Origin of the sequence: Chryseobacterium sp. VAUSW3 (assembly GCF_002205795.1) — a bacterium.
Lineage (GTDB): Bacteria > Bacteroidota > Bacteroidia > Flavobacteriales > Weeksellaceae > Kaistella > Kaistella yananensis.
This window is the reverse complement of record NZ_NIUY01000002.1, coordinates 722,181-741,528: the sequence shown is the minus strand read 5'-3', so window position 1 is coordinate 741,528 and position 19,348 is coordinate 722,181. Positions and strand designations below refer to the sequence as shown.

General features: G+C 40.1%; 16 protein-coding genes. 8 read left to right on the top strand and 8 right to left on the bottom strand.

All coding sequences use genetic code 11. The features are described from left to right. Positions 1-4: 4 nt before the first annotated feature. The 3 genes from CDW55_RS08685 to CDW55_RS08675 form a co-directional block, all read right to left on the bottom strand. Positions 5-904, bottom strand: coding sequence for a TIGR01777 family oxidoreductase (locus CDW55_RS08685; RefSeq protein WP_088469342.1), 900 nt, complete (start codon positions 902-904; stop codon positions 5-7). A gap of 9 nt (positions 905-913) precedes the next feature. Next, positions 914-1,222, bottom strand: a complete 309-nt coding sequence (locus CDW55_RS08680; protein ID WP_179285925.1) for a DUF493 domain-containing protein — start codon at positions 1,220-1,222, stop codon at positions 914-916. Between the two features lie 67 nt (positions 1,223-1,289). After that, entirely contained in the window at positions 1,290-1,973 is a 684-nt protein-coding gene (locus CDW55_RS08675) for a DUF4197 family protein (RefSeq protein WP_088469341.1), read from the bottom strand. Between the two features lie 198 nt (positions 1,974-2,171). On the opposite strand from CDW55_RS08675, the gene CDW55_RS08670 reads away from it, so the two are divergent. The 8 genes from CDW55_RS08670 to CDW55_RS08635 all read left to right on the top strand — a co-directional run bounded on the left by CDW55_RS08670 (position 2,172) and on the right by CDW55_RS08635 (position 14,788). Continuing rightward, complete coding sequence (locus CDW55_RS08670) at positions 2,172-4,994, top strand: SusC/RagA family TonB-linked outer membrane protein (RefSeq protein ID WP_088469340.1); 2,823 nt, start codon at positions 2,172-2,174, stop codon at positions 4,992-4,994. A gap of 10 nt (positions 4,995-5,004) precedes the next feature. After that, positions 5,005-6,483, top strand: coding sequence for a RagB/SusD family nutrient uptake outer membrane protein (locus CDW55_RS08665; RefSeq protein ID WP_088469565.1), 1,479 nt, complete (start codon positions 5,005-5,007; stop codon positions 6,481-6,483). A gap of 11 nt (positions 6,484-6,494) precedes the next feature. Further along, entirely contained in the window at positions 6,495-7,337 is an 843-nt protein-coding gene (locus CDW55_RS08660; protein WP_088469339.1) for a LamG domain-containing protein, read from the top strand. Next, on the top strand, positions 7,338-8,729 hold the full coding sequence (locus tag CDW55_RS08655; RefSeq protein ID WP_088469338.1) for a glucoamylase family protein: 1,392 nt from the start codon (positions 7,338-7,340) through the stop codon (positions 8,727-8,729). It abuts the gene before it with no gap. Positions 8,730-8,744: 15 nt separating this feature from the next. Next, positions 8,745-10,115 (top strand): glucoamylase family protein, encoded by a 1,371-nt coding sequence (locus CDW55_RS08650; protein ID WP_088469337.1) that lies wholly within the window; start codon positions 8,745-8,747, stop codon positions 10,113-10,115. After that, positions 10,115-10,831: a prolyl oligopeptidase family serine peptidase gene (locus CDW55_RS08645; RefSeq protein ID WP_088469336.1), complete on the top strand. Its 717-nt coding sequence runs from the start codon at positions 10,115-10,117 to the stop codon at positions 10,829-10,831. The genes CDW55_RS08650 and CDW55_RS08645 overlap by 1 nt, the downstream gene beginning before the upstream one ends. A 6-nt stretch (positions 10,832-10,837) precedes the next feature. Next, complete coding sequence (gene bglX / locus CDW55_RS08640; protein WP_088469335.1) at positions 10,838-13,165, top strand: beta-glucosidase BglX; 2,328 nt, start codon at positions 10,838-10,840, stop codon at positions 13,163-13,165. Between the two features lie 102 nt (positions 13,166-13,267). After that, positions 13,268-14,788, top strand: a complete 1,521-nt coding sequence (locus CDW55_RS08635; protein WP_088469564.1) for an FMN-binding glutamate synthase family protein — start codon at positions 13,268-13,270, stop codon at positions 14,786-14,788. 47 nt (positions 14,789-14,835) lie between these two features. Here the strand turns inward: CDW55_RS08635 and CDW55_RS08630 are convergent, their stop codons facing one another. From CDW55_RS08630 to CDW55_RS08610, 5 genes are all read right to left on the bottom strand, one after another. Further along, positions 14,836-16,191, bottom strand: coding sequence for a chloride channel protein (locus tag CDW55_RS08630; protein ID WP_088469334.1), 1,356 nt, complete (start codon positions 16,189-16,191; stop codon positions 14,836-14,838). A 106-nt stretch (positions 16,192-16,297) separates the two neighbouring features. After that, complete coding sequence (gene rplI / locus CDW55_RS08625; RefSeq protein WP_088469333.1) at positions 16,298-16,819, bottom strand: 50S ribosomal protein L9; 522 nt, start codon at positions 16,817-16,819, stop codon at positions 16,298-16,300. Positions 16,820-16,889: 70 nt separating this feature from the next. Then, complete coding sequence (rpsR, locus tag CDW55_RS08620; protein ID WP_031503984.1) at positions 16,890-17,192, bottom strand: 30S ribosomal protein S18; 303 nt, start codon at positions 17,190-17,192, stop codon at positions 16,890-16,892. 26 nt (positions 17,193-17,218) lie between these two features. Continuing rightward, a complete protein-coding gene (gene rpsF / locus CDW55_RS08615) occupies positions 17,219-17,560 on the bottom strand; it encodes a 30S ribosomal protein S6 (protein ID WP_088469332.1) in 342 nt (113 codons plus the stop codon). Between the two features lie 136 nt (positions 17,561-17,696). Next, a complete protein-coding gene (locus CDW55_RS08610) occupies positions 17,697-19,298 on the bottom strand; it encodes a T9SS-dependent choice-of-anchor J family protein (RefSeq protein WP_088469331.1) in 1,602 nt (533 codons plus the stop codon). Between the last annotated feature and the right edge of the window lie 50 nt (positions 19,299-19,348).

Sequence of the window (19,348 nt, the reverse complement as noted above, 5' to 3'; positions counted from 1 at the left end):
CAGGCTATTTTATTAAATCTTCAAACGCTTGTTCAGGCGTTGAAAACTTAAAATCAAATCCCAGCGATTTGATTTTTTTGTTGGATGCACGGGTGCCTTCCAAAATAATAGAACTCATCTCCCCGAAAGCCATTTTCATAACAAACGAAGGAACATTTACCGGAAGAAAGAGCTTTCCAGAGGTTTTTGCCAGTGATTTCATGAAATCTTCGTTGTTCGGTACTTCATCAGCAACTGCATTGAATTTTCCCTCGATTTCCGGGTTTTCCAGAACGAAAATGTACATATTTACCAAATCATCTTCGTGAATCCAGTTCATCCATTGATTTCCTGAGCCCACTGCGGAACCGATATTAAAATCTACCGTTTTCTTCAGCATCGGAAAAGCACCGCCATTTTTTGCCAGAACCATTGCGGTGCGTAAACAAACAGTTCTGTGGGAAATGGAATATGAAAAATTTTCAGCAGCATTTTCCCATTCGTCGCAAAGTTTAGCAAGGAAATCTTGTTTTAAAATTCCGTCACTTTCTTTTAAAATCTCTTCCGAAGTAAAAGTGCCGTAATAGTTAATTCCCGAAGCAGAGATAAATGAATTGAGCCGAACGTTCTGGCGTAAACAATAGTCTTTAAGCAGATTCGCAGTATCAATTCTGCTGGAGAAAAGTTCTTTTTTATATTCAGCAGTCCATTTCTGGCTGATATTTGCACCAGCAAGATGAATGATCGAATCCAGATTTTCAAACGCCTTGGGATCGATGAATTTTTCATCAGTGTTCCAGTAGAATTCGTCAGGATTATTGGTTTTTTTCCTTGTTAATACTCTTACGTTATGATTGCGCTCCCGTAGTTTTTGAACCAGTTTTTTACCGATTAATCCGGTTCCGCCTGTGATTAAAACATTCATGATATCCAATTAAAGCATCATTACGCCTGAAATTTTACCTACTTCCTTGTAAATACTGATGACCTGGTCTGCATCCAAAACAAATGCGTTCATTGTTAATGAAGTATATTTTCCGTTTTTGCTGTCTTTGGTTGAAAGGGTGTATTTCACGTTGTCGAAAACCCTGTAAATTTCAGTTTGTTTCGATTCTTCGTTGGTGATTATAAATTTGAAAAGATAATCCTGAGGAAAGTCGTGTGTAGCCTCGAGTTTTTCTTTCAGTGAGGTATAGAAATCCTCTGGGTTCAAATTTTCCTGATTGTCAACTATATTAATCATCTCGTTGTAATTTTGAGGTTAAAAAAAATTCCGGACAAACCGGAATTCAAAATTAAGGATTATTTCCTTATTTCGTGCCATTCAGGGAGTTCATAATCGTCGTTGCATTTTGCTGCTCATGGTTTTCGATGATGTTGAACAATCCGTTTACCATCTGCTGCGAGGCAAATCTACTGATTCCTCCGGTGAGTGAATTGGTGGAATTTTGCCCACCAAGAATGTTTCCTAATATATTTGATCCCTGCAATGCTGAATTTAATGAACTCACCAACCCGAATTCATTCAGTTTAGCGTCAACTTTTGGTGCTATGGCGGCCATAAGTTGCGCTGATGTTCTTTCTTTCAGGATTTGAGTTGCGGCGCCACTTCCTCCCTGTACGATTCTGGCCGCATCTTCTGCAGTTAAACTGTTAACCGCATTTACTAAAATCGGTCTCGACACATCTACTGTAAATGCAGCAGCCTGAGCAATATATTGTTTCTCTTTCTGAACAAGGCTGTTCAATCCTAATTTCTGCAAAGTACTATTAAGATCTTTCAATTGTTGAGGCAATGCAGCATCGATGAGTTGGTTAGCCATAAAGCTATCTTTATCGCTAAAAATATTGAGCCCTTTTGTAATTCCTCCCAGAAGTATCTGTTTCAGAACAGCCAACCCTACGCTTGAAGTTGCCAAAGCCAAACAAGACTGGGTGGTTGTTCCTAATGTTGCAACTGCCATAGTTGCCACTAATATTGTATTTCTTCTCATGATATTAAAATTAATGATAATGCAATCATTTTCAAATATTAAGCCAAACAAAATTACTAAGTTAGGTTAACGTTAATTAACAATTTTTGAAAAATATTATGACAAGGATAACAAATTTTAAATATATTTTCTAACTTTGAGATAATAAACTCGCGAGGTGATCTGCTACACACATTTTTACAAAACAAAACCTACTATATGAAACACAGTAATTTAAAATTTCCTTGTTTAATTGCGGTATTTTACTTCGGAATGAATGTAAATGCACAGGAAATTCCACGGGATACCGTGGTTAAGGAACAAAAGATTGAAGAGGTAGTGATGATTGGGTATGGTACGGCGAAAAAGCGTGATCTTACAGGATCCATTACTCGGGTTGTTGGTGAAGAGGTAAATGATAAGCCTGCTTCCAACCCAGTGAATTCGCTACAAGGTAAAGTTGCCGGTCTGTCGGTGGTAAATTCAGGTCAACCTGGATCACAAGCAGATGTTAGAATCAGGGGGACTGTAACCATTAACCAGACACAGCCTGTTTATATTGTTGATGGCGTTTTCGCAAACAACATCGATTTTCTTAATCCGGCTGATATAGAATCGATCGAAGTCCTGAAAGATCCCTCATCTCTAGCTATCTTCGGTAACCGAGGAGCGAATGGAGCTATTATCGTAACAACGAAAAGAGCAAAATCCGGCAGAACTTCGATTAGTTTCAATTCGTCATTAGGTGTGAAATCACTTGATAACCGGCCGGACTTAACCAATGCGGAGCAGTTCAGGATCTTGTTTAATGAAGATTTGATGAGTCAGGGGCTTAGTCCCTACGATTTCAGTCTTTTTAACGCAGACACTAACTGGATCGATGTCATTAAAAAAAATGGTGGCATCATCAACCAGCACAGTGTAACAATGTCGAATGGAGGCGATAAAAACCGCGTAAGTTTTTCGTTCGGCTATCACAGCGAAGAGGGATCGATAAAATATGAAGATTATTCTCGACTTACATTTAAATTCAATGATGACTTAAAAATAAGCAACAGTTTTAGGGTAGGAATGGGGTTAACAGGTTCTTATGCTAAATTGCCACAGCTAAGGAACTTTGGTTCAGCGCTGAACGCTACACCGGTTGTAACCCCCATAAATATGATTCCTGGGGATTATTATGGCCTATATAATTCGCTGCCGCAGCAGATCGGAGCTGCACAGATAGGCAATCCATTGGCTTTAGTTGAAGGACACCGATATACGCAGCTCAACAAAGATTTCCAATTCAACCCAAATGCTTATCTGGAATTCGATTTCTTTGATCATTTTACCTTCAGATCAAACTATTTTGTAACCTACAGAAATGGAAATGGCCGGGGGTACTCACCAATTTTTGATGTTTACATTACCGAGAGTAACACTTCAGCACCTTATTCCGGCAGGTTGTTAACCAGCATTAATCAGTTCGAAAATCGCGATATCAGTTTTCAACAAAACCAGTTACTGACTTATAAAAACCGATTGGGTGAACATGATTTAACGCTTTTAGCTGGTTTTGAAACTACCAGCAGAGAATATACCGAAATGTCTGCCAGCGCAAGAAGTAGTTTATCTAACCCACTAGGACAGATACCAAATAATCCCAGATTTTGGTATATGAATACCGATTTTGTTGACTCTACAACCAAAAGTGTAAACAGTGGCCAGTACAAAACCAGAAACGTTTCCTATTTCGGAAGAATGCTTTATAATTTTTCTAATAAATATTTGCTGAATGCCTCTATCCGTAATGACGGTTCTTCTGCTTTAGCACCAGGAAACCGCTTCGATTGGTTCTGGTCGGTAGGTGCAGCATGGGAAGTAACCCGCGAAAACTTTATGAAGGAAATTGATTTTCTGAATTATTTTAAAGTGAAGGGATCTTATGGTGATTTAGGAAATCAGTATACACCGTATAACTATTTTGGTTACCCGATCTACGTTGAAGGGGGTACCGGAGTATTCAACGGTAATTTGTATCCTGCTTTTGTAAAACAGTGGGAAGAAGCTGATGATCTGGGTTGGGAACATTTAAAATCTTATGAATTCGGATTTGAATCGATGATGCTGAACCGCAGGTTATCATTTGATGCTACTTATTACAATAAAAAGACTGAAGACCTTCTTAACTATGTTCCAGGAAATCCAAATTTTTTCCTGAATGCAGGATCAATAGAATCGAAAGGTTTTGAATTCGCTTTGGGCTGGAAAGATAATTTCAGTGAAAATTTTTCTTATTACATCAATGGTAATCTGTCCACAGCGAAAACCAAAGTACTTAACACGCTGGAATCAGGTTATCAGGTTTTTTATGGACCATCTATTTATAAAGAAGGCTTGCCGATGGGTGCATTTTACGGATATATAGTTGATGGGTTATATCAGTCCTACGCGGATATTTTAGGAAGTCCTGCTTCTACAATTGGAGATGTGGCACCGGGAGATTTCAAATATCGTGATGTAAATGGTGATGGTAAAATAACACCGGACGATAGAACTGTAATTGGTGATCCTACTCCAGATTTTACCTACGGATTCTCAGTAGGCACAGATTATAAAGGTTTTTACCTGAATGCAGATTTCTATGGTGTCTACGGTAACGAAGTTTTTAGAAACTGGGGTAACGGAAGTTCTTTTGCACCTTTTAATTACAGAGAAGAAAGAATCGAACGGTGGATAGGTGCGGGGTCTTCGAATTGGGAGCCGCGCAGTAATTCTTCTTCCGGTTATAATCGAGAAAATTCCACTTACATGATTGAAGACGGAAGTTTCTTTAGGATTAGAAACATACAACTAGGCTATAGTTTCGATAAGGAAATGATTTCCGCATTCAATCTACAGGCACTGAAGCTTTACTTCAATGTACAGAATCTTAAAACATGGGATCATGTAAACGGATTTACACCAGAATTTGGCGGTTCTGCTACACAGTTTGGGGTAAATAACAGCGGATATCCCAATCCAAGAATAACAAGTTTAGGTATCAATGCAACTTTTTAAAAATATAAAAATGAAAATAAATTCAATAAAGATTTTCCTTTTATTAGGAACCCTTACCACCGGAGGTCTTTCTCTTCAGAGTTGTAATGATGACTGGCTCGATTTGAAGCCGGAAGGCAGACCTGTAGGAGACGAAGTGCCATTAGGAGGGTTTGAAGCTCAAGCTTTTGGCTTGTATTCAAGCTTAAGAACGCAGGGTGGTGTAAGTGATTTCACTTATTTATGGACTCACAGTATCCGTGCCGATGACAATGAAAAAGGGAGTGATCCGGGAGATGCTGCAACAGACGGAAATGTATTTAATAATTTCAGTTATGTAGCAACAAATGGACATATCAAAAGTCTTTGGAACGGACATTACAAGATAATTTATGATGCCAACGAACTCATTAATACAGCAATAGCATCTGGTGATACTTCCGCGGGAACTTTGGTAAACATTGCTGAAGCCAAAACCATCCGTGCGTACTGCTATTTTCAGCTGCGAAGAGATTTCGGTGAAGTACCTGTAAATTTGAAAACGATAGATGTTCCTCAAGACGAGGTTGCCCCGAAAAATTCTATTGCTGAAGTAGATGCACAAATTATAAGCGATCTTACATCAGCGAAAGAAGTACTGCCGGTTCAGTGGCCTTCCGCATACCGGGGACGTGCGACCATAGGTGTGGCTAATACAATTCTTGCTAAACTTTATATGATTCAAAAAAATTGGGCTAAAGCCTCAGAACACGCGATGGAGGTCATCAATTCTGGCGTATATATGCTGAATCCTTCTTACGATGCTGAATTCACTAAAGCAGGTAACAATTCAACTGAATCTATATTTGAAGTTCAGAAAACGTTTGATTATCCGACCAAGTATTCTAATAATTATTATGAAAGCCAAGGTGTTAGAGGTTCAGGAACATGGGATTTGGGTTGGGGCTTTAATGTACCATCCACGAATTTAGTTGCGGCTTATGAAGTAGGGGATTTAAGGAAAAAAACTACAATTCTTACATCGGGCGGTCCTGATATTTATAACACTCCCGGACTCGTTTTGCCAGACTCTCCGCCTTTAGCTCAAAAATATTGGAATGGCAAAGCCTACACTTTACCTGCAGAAAGACAACAGTACGCTGAAAACAAAAACCATTGGGAGAATATAAAGTTTTTCAGATATGCTGATATTTTATTGATTGCAGCCGAAGCTGCAAACGAGTTAGGACAGATAAGTACTGCCACAAATTATCTTAATATGGTAAGGAGTAGAGCTGGTCTGCCTGGCACTACAGCATCAAATCAAGGTACAATGCGTGATGCCATTAAACACGAAAGACGTATCGAATTTGCAATGGAAGCCGAAAGATTCTATGATCTGGTACGTTGGGGAGATGCCAATACCGTATTAGCACCATTTGGATATGCAGACCGTAACAAAGTCTTCCCAATTCCGCAGGAAGCTATCGATAAAGCACAGGGTGTACTTGTACAAAATCCTAACTATTAATCTTATTCAATATGAAAAATAAAATTATAAATATTGTTGGCACTCTAACCTTGGCATTTTTTACTTTTTCGTGCCAAAATTTAGACCGCCCGGAGTTGGGAGATTTCCCCAAAGACGCCACTGCGCCGGGAGGACCTCTTAAGTTTTTTGTAGCATTTGATGGTACATCGAATAATGTCTTAATGAATGCCGTGGACAGTGTAAAAGCTAAGTTTCCTTCAGACAATCCTCTGGCTTCCATCGACGGAATTTCCGGTAAAGCAGTTCAGGGAGCACAGTATAAGTACATCAAGTATTCCAGTGCCAATGATTTTGCACAAACCGCAGGAAGTTTTACTGTATCGGTATGGACTAAAAAAAGCCTGATGAAAACAGATCATATTTTCAGCATGCCCGCTGCTTCAGGTTATCACTGGTCGGGCGGTTCCATGTTTTTACTTACTGAAGGTTCTGTGTCGACTCCGATACTAAAATTCTTTGTAAAAGATAAAACAGGTGAAAAATGGTTCGAATGGGTAGGAGGTAACAGCCCACTGGGAATTTTTGACGGACAGTGGCATCACCTTGCATTTGTTTACGATGGCTCTACCTCCACGATGACATTGTATATTGATGGTCAGCCACATGCTTTTAAGTCGGTGTGGAATAACCATGGTAATGTTGTTTTGGAATCTTCGAAAATTACAGGTTTAAAAATTGGTGCAGGTCCGCAGGAATTTACTCCGGAACAAATCGCAAGCGGTGCAGATGACTGGTTGAAAAATTCATGGACCGGAGGTATCGACCAGTTCAGAATGTATTCTACTGCACTTACACCAGCTGAAGTACAGGCATTATTCATTAAGAAAAAATAAATGATATTCTTTAGGAAAATAAGTTTTTCTTTTGCAGCTGCCATACTCCTAAGTTATGGCAGCTGTTCTAATGAGCGTACTCCAATGGTTGTGGATCCACCAGTTAATCCACCAGCACCTACAGCCTACACCGATACGCAAATTGTAGAAATGGTTCAAAAAGATGCCCTGAAATATTTTTGGGATTTCGCAGAATCCAATTCTAAATTAGCCCGCGAAAGATATCATACCGATAATCCGGGATTAGATGCTACTATTGTATCAACGGGCGGTTCAGGATTTGGACTAATGACGCTTCTTGTGGGTATTAAGAATGGATACGTTCCACGTGCAGAAGCAATTGCCCGAATTTCCACGGCACTAAATTTTCTTCAAAATGCTGACCGCTTTCATGGCGCCTGGTCTCACTGGATCAGCGGAACTTCAGGAGATGTAATTCCTTTCAGTACGATGGATAATGGGGGAGATTTGGTGGAAACAGCTTTTCTTGTTCAGGGTTTAATTTGTGTGAGAGAATATTTTAAAAACTCCACCGATACAACTGAGATCGGCCTTTCCCAGAAAGCTGATCAACTCTGGAAAGAAGTTGAATGGAACTGGTACACCCAGGGGCAGAATGTGCTTTACTGGCATTGGTCACCCAATTACAATTTTCAGATGAATCATAAACTTCAGGGTTTTGATGAAACTTTAATTACTTATATTTTAGCAGCAGCTTCACCAACTTTCGCCATCCAAAAATCAGTATATCAGCAGGGTTGGGCGAGAAATGGCGGCATAAAAAATTCATCCTCACAGTATGGAATTCCTGTGGTGGTAAATCATAACGGCGCAAACGGAAATGTTGGCCCTATGTTTTGGTCGCACTATTCGTTTTTGGGATTAGATCCGCGAGGTCTTTCAGATGAATATGTAAATTATGGAGATGTTACTGCAAATCATGCTAAAATTATGTACCAGTACAGCATTGCAAATCCAAAAGGCTGGAATGGTTATTCTGCAAGAAACTGGGGATTAACTGCCAGCTACAGCAGAAATGCAGACGGAACTACAGGTTATGCGGCACATCAGCCTAACAACGATTTGGGAGTAATTTCGCCAACAGCAGCAATCTCTAACTTTCCTTACACACCAACGGAAAGTATGAATTATTTAAGGTTTCTTTATAACGAAAATTATTCAAAATTAATTGGTGTTGCGGGACCTTACGATGCATATTCGCTGCACTACAATTGGGTAACTCCAAGATACCTCGCGATTGATCAGGGCCCAATTAATCCGATGATCGAAAACCAAAAATCCGCATTTCTCTGGAATCTGTTTATGAATGCACCCGACATCAGATCAGGCTTAATAAAATTAGGATTTCATTCAACACAGCATGGATTTTAAAAACAAAAATTAAAAATGAAGAAGATATTCACACTTTCTGTTTTGGCTTTGACACTTTTAAATTCCTGTACCAATTTACAGAAAGTAGCTGCGGAACCGGAAAGCATGCAGAAATTTACTGATGACCCACTTATGGATCGAGTACAGCAGGATGCCCTTAAATATTTCTGGGATTTTGCGGAGCCTAACTCACTAATGGGTAGAGAACGTTATCACGAAGATTTCTATCCGCAGAATGATGCCAAGGTTGTAACAACAGGAGGCTCAGGTTTTGGCTTAATGACGATTCTTGTAGGAATCGAGAGAGGTTTCATCCCAAGAAATGAAGCAGTAAAGCGGTTAGCTCATATCGCGGATTTTTTAGCGAAAGCCGACAGACATCACGGCGCCTGGCCACATTGGCTTGATGGTGAGACCGGAAAAACAGTTTCTTTCGGGAAAAAAGATAACGGTGGCGACATTGTAGAAACCGCGTTTCTTGTTGAAGGAATTATCACCGTTCGCGAATATTTCAAAAATGGTAATGCCGAAGAAAAAGAACTGGCGAAAAAAATGGATGAACTTTGGAAAGGGGTAGAATGGAACTGGTATACCAAAGGCGGCGAAAAAGTTTTGTACTGGCATTGGTCGCCCATAAACGGCTGGGAAATGAATCATAAACTTCAGGGTTACGATGAGACTTTAGTCACTTACATCCTCGCAGCTTCCTCACCAACTTATCCCATTGATGCCGAAACTTTCTACAAAGGCTGGACTAGAAACGGAACTTATACTACCACGGCAGAGAAATATGGTTATCCGCTTTACGTAAAACATAACGGAGCCGAAGAATATGGCGGGCCGATGTTTTGGGCGCATTATTCTTACCTCGGCCTCGATCCTACAGGATTATCCGACAGATTGGTGAAAAATTATTTTGATCTGAACCGCAGCCACGCCATGATTCAGTACAGTTACAGTGTCGAAAATCCTAAGCAATGGAAAGGTTATGGCCCAAATTATTGGGGATTCACCGCGAGTTATACCCGAAATCAGGATGGTACAGTGGGTTACGATGCCCATAATCCAAAGAATGATCGCGGTGTTGTTACGCCAACCGCGGCACTCAGCAGTTTTCCGTACACTCCGAAAGAATCAATGAATGTTTTAAGATTTCTCTACACAGAAAAACCTGAGTTTATAGGTACAGCAGGGCCTTATGATGCTACTTCAATCCACTACGGCAATTGGTTTACACCGAGATATCTGGCCATCGATCAGGGAACCATTGCACCCATGATCGAAAATTACAGAACCGGATTGCTTTGGAAATTATTCATGAACGCTCCGGAAATTAAAAACGGTCTCAGGAAACTCGATTTCAAATCCACAAAATATAATTTTTAATGAAAATATTGTTAACATGTCTGTTTACGGTTTCGTGTTGCTTTGCTCTTAATCTTAAAGGTCAGGAAATTAAAGCTGAGATGATTAAAGAATCAAAAAAGATTCAGAAAATCTCCTATATCTTAGATTATCCGAAAGATACAAAAGGCAAAGTTCCGCTCATGGTTTTTCTTCACGGTTCCGGCGAACGCGGAACTGATCTCGAAAAAGTAAAAGCCAACGGGCCTTTCAACTACAGAAATTTAATCGAAGAACCGGTTGCGATTCTGGCGCCGCAATGTCCCGACGGAGTTTGGTGGGACACGGAAACCCTTTATCATCTTATTAAAGAAATTCAGCAGAAATATAAAATCGATGAATCCAGAATCATGCTTACAGGACTTTCGATGGGAGGTTGGGGTTCATTGAAGCTTGCTATGGAACATCCGGAATTGTTTTCGGCAGTCGCAGCGGTTTGTCCGCCGGTCGACCGTTTGATGAAAGTGCGGGCTACCCAGTACAAAGATTTACCCATGAAAATTTTTCATGGCGCCAATGATGATGTTGTGTCTCCGATGAATGCAATAGAAATCTATCAGGCGATCAAAAAAGTAAATAAAAACATCGAGCTCACCATTTTTCCGGATGATAATCACAACTCGTGGGATTCTGCGTATTCCAATCCAAAATTATATGAATGGATGCTGGCTCAAAAAAATTCAAATAATATAAAGTAGAAGTTTATGAAGAAAATAGTTTTAGTTGCTGCTATGGCACTTTCAACATGCATTTTAGCACAGGAAATGGTGACTAAACCGGTACAGTCTTACCAGACGGCGCAGTACAATGCAAAGAAAAAAGCTTTTGTTGATGCCCTGCTCGCGAAAATGACTCTTGACGAAAAAATTGGTCAGCTCAATCTTCCCAGTGCGGGGGATTTCACCACAGGGCAGGCACAGAATTCCGATATCGGAAAGAAGATAGAAAATGGTTTGGTCGGCGGACTTTTCAATATTAAAGGAGCCGAAAAAATAAGAGCCGTACAGAAAGTTGCCGTAGAAAAAAGCCGTCTGAAAATTCCGTTAATTTTCGGGATGGATGTGATTCATGGTTATGAAACCAATTTTCCGATTCCGTTAGGCCTGGCTGCATCGTGGGATATGAATTTAATTCAGCAGTCTGCAAAAGTGGCCGCGCGGGAAGCTTCTTCAGACGGAATTTCCTGGACATTCTCACCAATGACAGACATTTCCCGCGAACCGAGATGGGGTAGAATTTCTGAAGGATCTGGTGAAGATCCGTATCTGGGCAGCGAAATTGCAAAACATATGGTGTACGGTTATCAGGGGAAAGATTTATCTCTCAGCAATACCATTATGGCCTGTGTGAAACATTTTGCACTCTACGGTGCCGGTGAAGGCGGAATGGATTATAATACCGTAGATATGAGTCGGGTACGCATGTTTAATGAATATTTTCCACCTTATAAAGCGGCCGTAGATGCCGGTGTAGGGACGGTAATGGCTTCCTTTAATGAAGTTGAAGGAATTCCTGCAACTGGAAACAGATGGCTGCAAACCGAAATATTACGTGAAAAATGGGGCTTCAATGGATTTGTAGTGAGTGATTACACCGGAATTAACGAGATGATTGATCACGGAATGGGCGATCTTCAGCAGGTTTCTGCCCTTTCGCTGAAAGCGGGTATCGATATGGATATGGTGGGCGAAGGTTTTCTGAAAACATTGAAAAAATCTTTGGAAGAAGGAAAGGTAACCCAGGCTGAAATAGATCAGGCCGCCAAAAGAGTTCTGGAGGCAAAATATGATTTAGGACTTTTTGAAGATCCTTACCGATATGGAGACGTAAAACTGGCAGCGAAAGAAGTTAGCAGTCTCGAAAACCGAAATATTGCAAGAAACACCGCAGCCCAGTCTATGGTCTTGTTGAAAAATGAAAATAATGTTCTGCCTTTGAAAAAATCCGGAACCGTTGCGGTCATCGGTCCGTTAGTGAATAATTCACTCAATATGGCCGGAACCTGGAGTGTGGGAGCAAAGCATGCCAATGCAATTTCTCTAATGAAAGGTCTGCAGGATAATTTTGGCAAAGAAGTGAAATTCATTTCTGCTAAAGGTGCAAATATTGATTACAGCGAGAAACTTGAAAGTATTTACGCAGCCCACGGAAAACTGACTGACCGAGATAATCGCCCTAAAGAAGTTATTCTGAAAGAAGCATTGGACGTGGCAAACAAAGCCGATGTTATCGTTCTTGCGATTGGCGAATCTGCTGAAATGAGCGGCGAATCATCATCCAGAAGTGAAATCACTATTCCGCAGTCTCAGGTTGATTTACTCAATGAACTCAAAAAAACCGGAAAACCGATCGCTATGGTGCTTTTCACCGGAAGACCTTTAGCGTTAACCAATGTGAAAGATTTACCTGAAGTGATCCTTAATGTGTGGTTTGCCGGAACGGAGGCAGGTAATGCAATTTCAGATGTACTGTTTGGGAAAATAAACCCTTCAGGAAAATTGCCGGTAACATTCCCAAGAAGTTTAGGTCAGGTTCCTATCTATTACAATCACAAAAATACAGGCAGACCCTTAAGTGCAGAAAAAACTGCTAAATGTGAGTACGACAGGTTCCGCGCCAATTATATGGATGAATGCAACACACCGCTTTATCCTTTCGGGTATGGGTTGAGTTATACAAATTTTACCTATTCGGATATGTCAGTTTCAAATACAAATCCAAAAGGAAATCAGTCCATTCAGGCTTCAGTTACTGTAAAGAATTCCGGAAATTATGATGGGGCAGAAGTGGTACAGCTTTACATCCGTGATATGGTAGGAAGTATCACAAGACCTGTAAAAGAGCTGAAAGGCTTCGAGAAAGTTTTCCTTAAAAAAGGAGAAAACAAAAAAATAACGTTCACCATTACTCCGGAAGACCTTAAGTTTTATAACAACGCACTGAAGTATGATTGGGAAGAAGGCGAATTTGATGTGATGATAGGCACCAATTCGGCAGATGTTCAGCATACAAAAATTTACTGGAGCAAGTAGCAAATACGCTCTGCTAAAGCCGTTTTCATATAAATGAAAGCGGTTTTTTTTGTCGGTTTATTATTGTTAAATTTGAGGTCAATTTTTATAAAAAAAATTCTAATGAGAGACAAATTCATTAAGTGGGGAATCATCATCCTCATCTTGATTTGGGTAACTGCTTTGCTGATAAAAGCGCACTACTGGATTCCAATTTTATTAACGGCAATTTATGCTTTGGGAATTTATAACAGTTTTCAGACAAAACATGCCATACTCCGTAACTTCCCTGTATTGGGATATTTCAGATATTTCTTTGAAGGAATTTCACCCGAAATGCAACAGTATTTTATCGAACGGGAAACCGATGGAAAACCTTTCCCCAGAAACCAGCGTTCTGCAGTTTACCGCCGTTCCAAAAACATCAGCGACACCGTACCGTTTGGTACTCAGTTAGAGATTAATCAAAGGAAATACGAGGGAATTAAACATTCAATCTACGCCAAATCACCAAAAGAAGAATTGCCGAGAGTTTGGGTTGGAGGAGAACAATGTACTCAAAAATATCATGCTTCTTTATTCAATATTTCCGCCATGAGTTTTGGCTCTCTTAGTGACAGAGCGCAGATCTCGCTGAACAGAGGAGCAAAAAAAGGTGGTTTTTACCATAATACAGGTGAGGGTGGAATTTCGCCTTATCATCTGGAAGGAGGCGATTTATGCTGGCAAATCGGAACCGGATATTTCGGCTGTCGGGATGAGGAAGGGAAATTTTCTCCTGAAATCTTCACTAAAAATGCCACAATTCCTAACGTTAAAATGATCGAGATCAAAGTTTCACAAGGCGCTAAACCAGGCCACGGTGGTGTATTACCAGGCGCTAAAAACACACCCGAGATTGCTGCAATTCGCCATGTACGTCCGGGAATGACGATTATATCTCCACCTTCCCATTCCGCGTTTTCTGATGCGGCCGGACTGTTGAAATTTATTCAGCAACTTAGAGAACTTTCCGGTGGTAAACCGGTAGGATTTAAACTTTGTATTGGTGATACTAAAGAATTTGAAGATATATGCGTTCAGATGAATGTGCTTAAAATTTATCCGGATTTTATCACTGTTGACGGAGCAGAAGGTGGTACAGGAGCCGCACCTCCGGAATTTTCTGACGGTGTGGGGATGCCGCTGGAACCCGCTTTGATTTTTGTGAACAGAACACTGAAAAATTTCAACCTCCGCGATAAGGTGAGGATAATTGCAAGCGGAAAAGTTCTTACTTCCCTTGATATTTTACGAGCGATCGCAATGGGAGCAGATATGTGCAACAATGCGCGTGGATTTATGTTCGCGCTGGGTTGTATTCAGGCATTACGATGTAATACAAACAATTGCCCTACAGGAGTTGCAACTCAGGACAAGATGCTTATTAAAGGGCTGGATGTCACTGATAAAAGCGAGCGAGTTTATCATTTCCACAAAAATACACTTCATACCTGCAACGAGCTGATTGCAGCTGCCGGAAAAGATTCTTATGATGAGGTGGATGCTACAATGTTTATGAGAGGCGATGAATTTGATCATCTGTCGGATGTTTATTTCCCAGACATTTTGGGTAATGTAAAGCATAAATCTACACCTTATTAACTAAGTGAAATTTAGAAAAATTCCGGTAAATAATTTTACCGGAATTTTTATGATTTCCGTTCAACGCGAAGTTCCTCGAGATAAGATATTTTTAAAGCGTCATAAAGTGATCTCTTGCTTACCATTAAAGAGATGAGTGAAGAAACCATGCCTGCAAGCATCAGATGGAAGATGAGCGAATGCCTGTCGGTCATTTCGAGGACAATAATTGCCGAGGTAAATGGAGCGCGTGTAATTCCTGTAAGAAATGCCACCATTCCTCCCAAAATTACCACGTTGGTTTCGTTGGGTGTTAAATGAATCCAGCCCGATATTACAGATCCTACACTGGCTCCCGCTGAAAGTGCGGGTGCGAAGATTCCGCCTGCGCCACCAGAAGTGAAAGCCAAAGCCGGCCCAATCATTCTGAAAATGGGCATATACCACGCTTCATGTTTATCATCGGTGAAGAGCGTTCTTTCCATAAGTTCTTTTCCTGAACCCAGAATCTCCCTATTTACAAAAAATGCTAAAGAGGCTATAATTAAAGCAGAAATTACAAGAAAGATAATGTTGCTGCGGTCTGTTTTCAATCGTTTCTTCCATGAATTAATGGCGAGCATCAGAACCGAAAGCTGACTGGCTAAAATTCCTGAAATTCCTGCCACCAAAATGACAGGAAACATCACCATAAGACTTACATCGGCAGTTTTGGGATACCCCAGATAAAGATAAGAACCTGCCAGTGTTTGCGCTGTTAATCCTGCAATAATTACCGCCGTAAAAAGTGCAGTTTTGAAATAGTTGATATGTGTTTTAGAAAGTTCTTCCACAGCGAATACAATTCCTCCGAGAGGTGTATTAAATGCCGCCGAAAGACCTGCCGCCGCACCCGTCATAATCATGTTTTTTTTGGATATTTTTGGCCACCAATCTGGCAAATATTCATTGACTTTCCGGAATACAGAACCTGCAATTTGAATCGTTGGACCTTCACGACCCACTGCACCGCCACCGATGACCAACACCACGCTCGATAAAATTTTGAATACAATAATTTTCAGGCTTAAAAGATGACGTATTTTGGTATGTTCTTTTGGGTTAGCGAGTTCTACAGCAGCCATAACCTGCGGAATTCCGCTACCTTTTGAATATGGCGCAAATTCTTTTACAAGCCACCAGGACAACACGAAACCAATAGGAGCGATAATGAAAATCATCCACGCATTCCAATCGATAATAAAATTCATCAGTTTTTCTCCCCAGGTGAAAAGTTTCGCGTACATTACTGCTAAGACTCCGGTAATCAGTGATCCGATCCAAAACGGAACCGCCTGCAACAGATTATGTTTCAGTTTTTCATTTTGGAGGTTATCAAAAGATTTTTTAATACTGCGTCGCAGATAAACAAAGATTGGGTGCATTAAACAAATTTATCATTTTATATTCAATATAAAAATGACTCAATAGCGTTAAAAAAAAAATCCGGTAAAATAAATTACCGGATTCTTAAAAATATGTTTAGAAATCTTATGCTTCTTCAGCAGGAGTTTCTTCAACTTTCTTTGGAGCTGGGGCTGCTTTTGGGGCTGCCGGTGCTGGTGGAGCGTCAGATACGATATCGAATTCGTAAGTGTGCTCTACATTTCTGTGTAAACGGATTTGAGCAGCAAATTTACCTGTTCTCTTAATGGTGTTCCCAGGGATTTTGATGTATTTTTTGTCTACTTCAACACCTGCTTTAGCCAATTCTTCAGAAAGGTTTGCGTTGTTGATAGATCCGAAAAGTTTATCACCTGCGCCTACTTTTGTAGCAATGGTGATGTTTGTTTTCTTCAATTGCTCAACGATAGCGTTTGCGTTTGCGATCAATTTAGCTTCTTCTTCTTTTCTGGCTTCCAAAGTTGCCTCTAGATTAGCTTTGTTTTTTGGAGTAGCCAAAAGAGCTAAACCTTGTGGTAACAAGTAGTTTCTTGCATACCCTGGTTTTACGTTTACCGTATCAAACTCTAATCCTAAGTTTTCTACGTCTTTTTTTAGAATAATTTCCATTGTTGTTGTCCTTTTTTATTTAGAAGTTAGGCGTTTTTGTAAAACAACCAACAACTATTTTGTTTTATAATTATTTTAATAAATCCGCTACGTAAGGCATCAAAGCAAGGTGTCTTGCTCTTTTGATTGCAGCAGAAACTTTTCTTTGGTATTTCAAAGAAGTTCCAGTATATCTTCTTGGTAAAATTTTACCTTGCTCGTTTACGAACTGAAGAAGGAATTTTTCATCTTTATAATCAACATGCTTGATTCCGTATTTTTTGAATCTACAGTATTTTTTTTCAGATTTTGTGTTAATATCTAGTGGAGTAAGAAATTTTACTTCAGATTCACCTCCAGCAGAGGCTTGTTTAGCCATATCATCTATTGCCATTGTTGTAAATTTTTAGAGGGTTAAAATTAAGCTTTTGCAGTTTTTAGTTTGTTTCTTCTAGTTACTGCGTAGTCTACAGCGTGCTTGTCTAATTTAGTAGTCAAGAATCTGATAACTCTTTCATCACGTTTGAAAGCAAGTTCTAAATCTGCAACTACACTTCCTTCGCCTTTAAATTCGATTAAAGTGTAAAAACCATTCTTTTTCAATTGGATTGGATAAGCCAATTTCTTAAGTCCCCAATTTTCTTTGGCAACGATTTCGCAATTGTGTGAAGTCAAAAGATCTTCGAATTTTTTTACTGCTTCCTCCACCTGTGCGTCAGATAGAACGGGAGTTAAAATGAAAACAGTTTCGTAATTGTTCATAATGTTAAATAAATTTGTTAATTATTTCGAGGTGCAAAAGTAATAATTATTTCCTAAAGTAACAATATTTCAGTAAAATAAATAAAAAAGGTCTGCATTGCTGCAGACCTAAATTTAATATTGATGAAGTTTCTTACTATTTCTTGATTACCTTGATCGATTTGGTTTCATTTTCCATTTCGATATTTACCACATAAACTCCAGGTGCAAGTTTAGATAGGTTAATCTGCGACTTAGAAGCATTTAGTGAGTATGTAGAAACAACTTTTCCGGTAGCATCAAATACTGATACAGATTTCACTTTGTTAGGAGATTCTATATTCAACATTTCAACAACAGGGTTCGGATAAATTTTCACTGCATTCTTCATATTGTCGTTTACGCCCAGTGAAGTCACATTTAGGGTATAATCTTCAAGCTGTCCGAATGACGCATTAGCACAAGGATCCAGATAATTAGTAGTTCCGAAAATTTTCTTCACTCTCATTCTGGTGTTACCCAGTACCGCATCGGAAGGAACGGCCAGTGACTGTACTGCCTGTACGTTATCAGTTCCTGTAGAGTTGGTAATGGTTTGCGTAATTTGATATACTTCTCCCGCATCATTTAAAATACCGTTTTGATTCCAGTCAATAAACACTGCGAATCTGTTGACCCAGTTTCCGCCGGTATTTCCTTTCAGGGTGATGTCATAAGAGCTTCCCTGAGTCACGTTTCCAACGATAGTTGTAAAGTTCTCGTGATCCGGAGTTCCATTGAGGGTAGGTGATGTTTCGTTATTGATTCCTGCAAAATTTACTAAAGTAATTGGCTCTGTGTTCGAAGTTATAGAAACAGGGCCACAGTAAGGGGCGAACGGGTTTGCTGCGGTTGTGAATGAGAATTCTGTACATCCTGTAGCATCACCTGCTCCGTTTTTAGAAACAACCCTCCAGTAATAAGTGGTTGAAGGTGCTAAGCCAGTAGCAGAAGTGGTTGTTCCCGGCACATTTCCTAATAAAGTTGTTGGATTAGGAGAAGTCCCTAGATAAACATCGTAACTGGTTGCTGCCGTACCGCTAGTAGCTGCTGTCCAAGTTAAAGTGACAGGCGCGGTATAGTCTATACCTGCAGCTGCATTGGCTGGAGAAACAAGTGTAGGACAATCTGGTGGCGAAGTAGGAGCAAGCTGCACCGAAATATTATCTACCAACAATACAAATTTGTCATTTGAATTATTCACAAAAGCAACACGAACTGTAGTTCCTGAATATGCACTAAGATTTGCAGTTCTGGTAGTCCATGCAGGATTTTCAGCGGCAGTATCGAATAATGTTATGGTAAAATCCGATACCGTATTTCCGCCGTTGGGCGCCAACATTACTTTGTATCCGTCCGGATATGCAGGATCCTGAGCTTTGGAATCCCACTGAAGGAAAGTATTCCCTGCAGGAAGAACGATTTGTGGTGATACCAACCAATCATTAGAGGTTCCGGCAGGATCATACCACGAGGAGCTTGCTGCTGCAAAATCATTGTCTGGTCCACCGTAATTAGGTGTTGGCCCACCTCTGTTCTTTCTAATCCACGCACCAGCGTCAAAATCTGATACAGCTTCAGCATGGCTTTGTCCATCAACATCAATTAATGTCCAGGCACCAAAACCAGGGCCGGCTCCGTCAAAATTTTCCTGAAAAACCTGTGCGGTTCCAGAGAATGGGATTGCCAAGAAGGAGGCAAATAGTAGAATTTTTTTCATAAGAAATTTAATTTGGTTAAACTTACCTTCAAAGTTAAGTATAAAAAAAT

Bases quoted from the DNA above. Each gene is read 5' to 3' on its own strand.
- CDW55_RS08685 (WP_088469342.1), bottom strand. From the start codon at position 904: ATGAATGTTTTAATCACAGGCGGAACCGGATTAATCGGTAAAAAACTG.
- CDW55_RS08680 (WP_179285925.1), bottom strand. From the start codon at position 1,222: ATGATTAATATAGTTGACAATCAGGAAAATTTGAACCCAGAGGATTTC.
- CDW55_RS08675 (WP_088469341.1), bottom strand. From the start codon at position 1,973: ATGAGAAGAAATACAATATTAGTGGCAACTATGGCAGTTGCAACATTA.
- CDW55_RS08670 (WP_088469340.1), top strand. From the start codon at position 2,172: ATGAAACACAGTAATTTAAAATTTCCTTGTTTAATTGCGGTATTTTAC.
- CDW55_RS08665 (WP_088469565.1), top strand. From the start codon at position 5,005: ATGAAAATAAATTCAATAAAGATTTTCCTTTTATTAGGAACCCTTACC.
- CDW55_RS08660 (WP_088469339.1), top strand. From the start codon at position 6,495: ATGAAAAATAAAATTATAAATATTGTTGGCACTCTAACCTTGGCATTT.
- CDW55_RS08655 (WP_088469338.1), top strand. From the start codon at position 7,338: ATGATATTCTTTAGGAAAATAAGTTTTTCTTTTGCAGCTGCCATACTC.
- CDW55_RS08650 (WP_088469337.1), top strand. From the start codon at position 8,745: ATGAAGAAGATATTCACACTTTCTGTTTTGGCTTTGACACTTTTAAAT.
- CDW55_RS08645 (WP_088469336.1), top strand. From the start codon at position 10,115: ATGAAAATATTGTTAACATGTCTGTTTACGGTTTCGTGTTGCTTTGCT.
- bglX (WP_088469335.1), top strand. From the start codon at position 10,838: ATGAAGAAAATAGTTTTAGTTGCTGCTATGGCACTTTCAACATGCATT.
- CDW55_RS08635 (WP_088469564.1), top strand. From the start codon at position 13,268: ATGAGAGACAAATTCATTAAGTGGGGAATCATCATCCTCATCTTGATT.
- CDW55_RS08630 (WP_088469334.1), bottom strand. From the start codon at position 16,191: ATGCACCCAATCTTTGTTTATCTGCGACGCAGTATTAAAAAATCTTTT.
- rplI (WP_088469333.1), bottom strand. From the start codon at position 16,819: ATGGAAATTATTCTAAAAAAAGACGTAGAAAACTTAGGATTAGAGTTT.
- rpsR (WP_031503984.1), bottom strand. From the start codon at position 17,192: ATGGCAATAGATGATATGGCTAAACAAGCCTCTGCTGGAGGTGAATCT.
- rpsF (WP_088469332.1), bottom strand. From the start codon at position 17,560: ATGAACAATTACGAAACTGTTTTCATTTTAACTCCCGTTCTATCTGAC.
- CDW55_RS08610 (WP_088469331.1), bottom strand. From the start codon at position 19,298: ATGAAAAAAATTCTACTATTTGCCTCCTTCTTGGCAATCCCATTCTCT.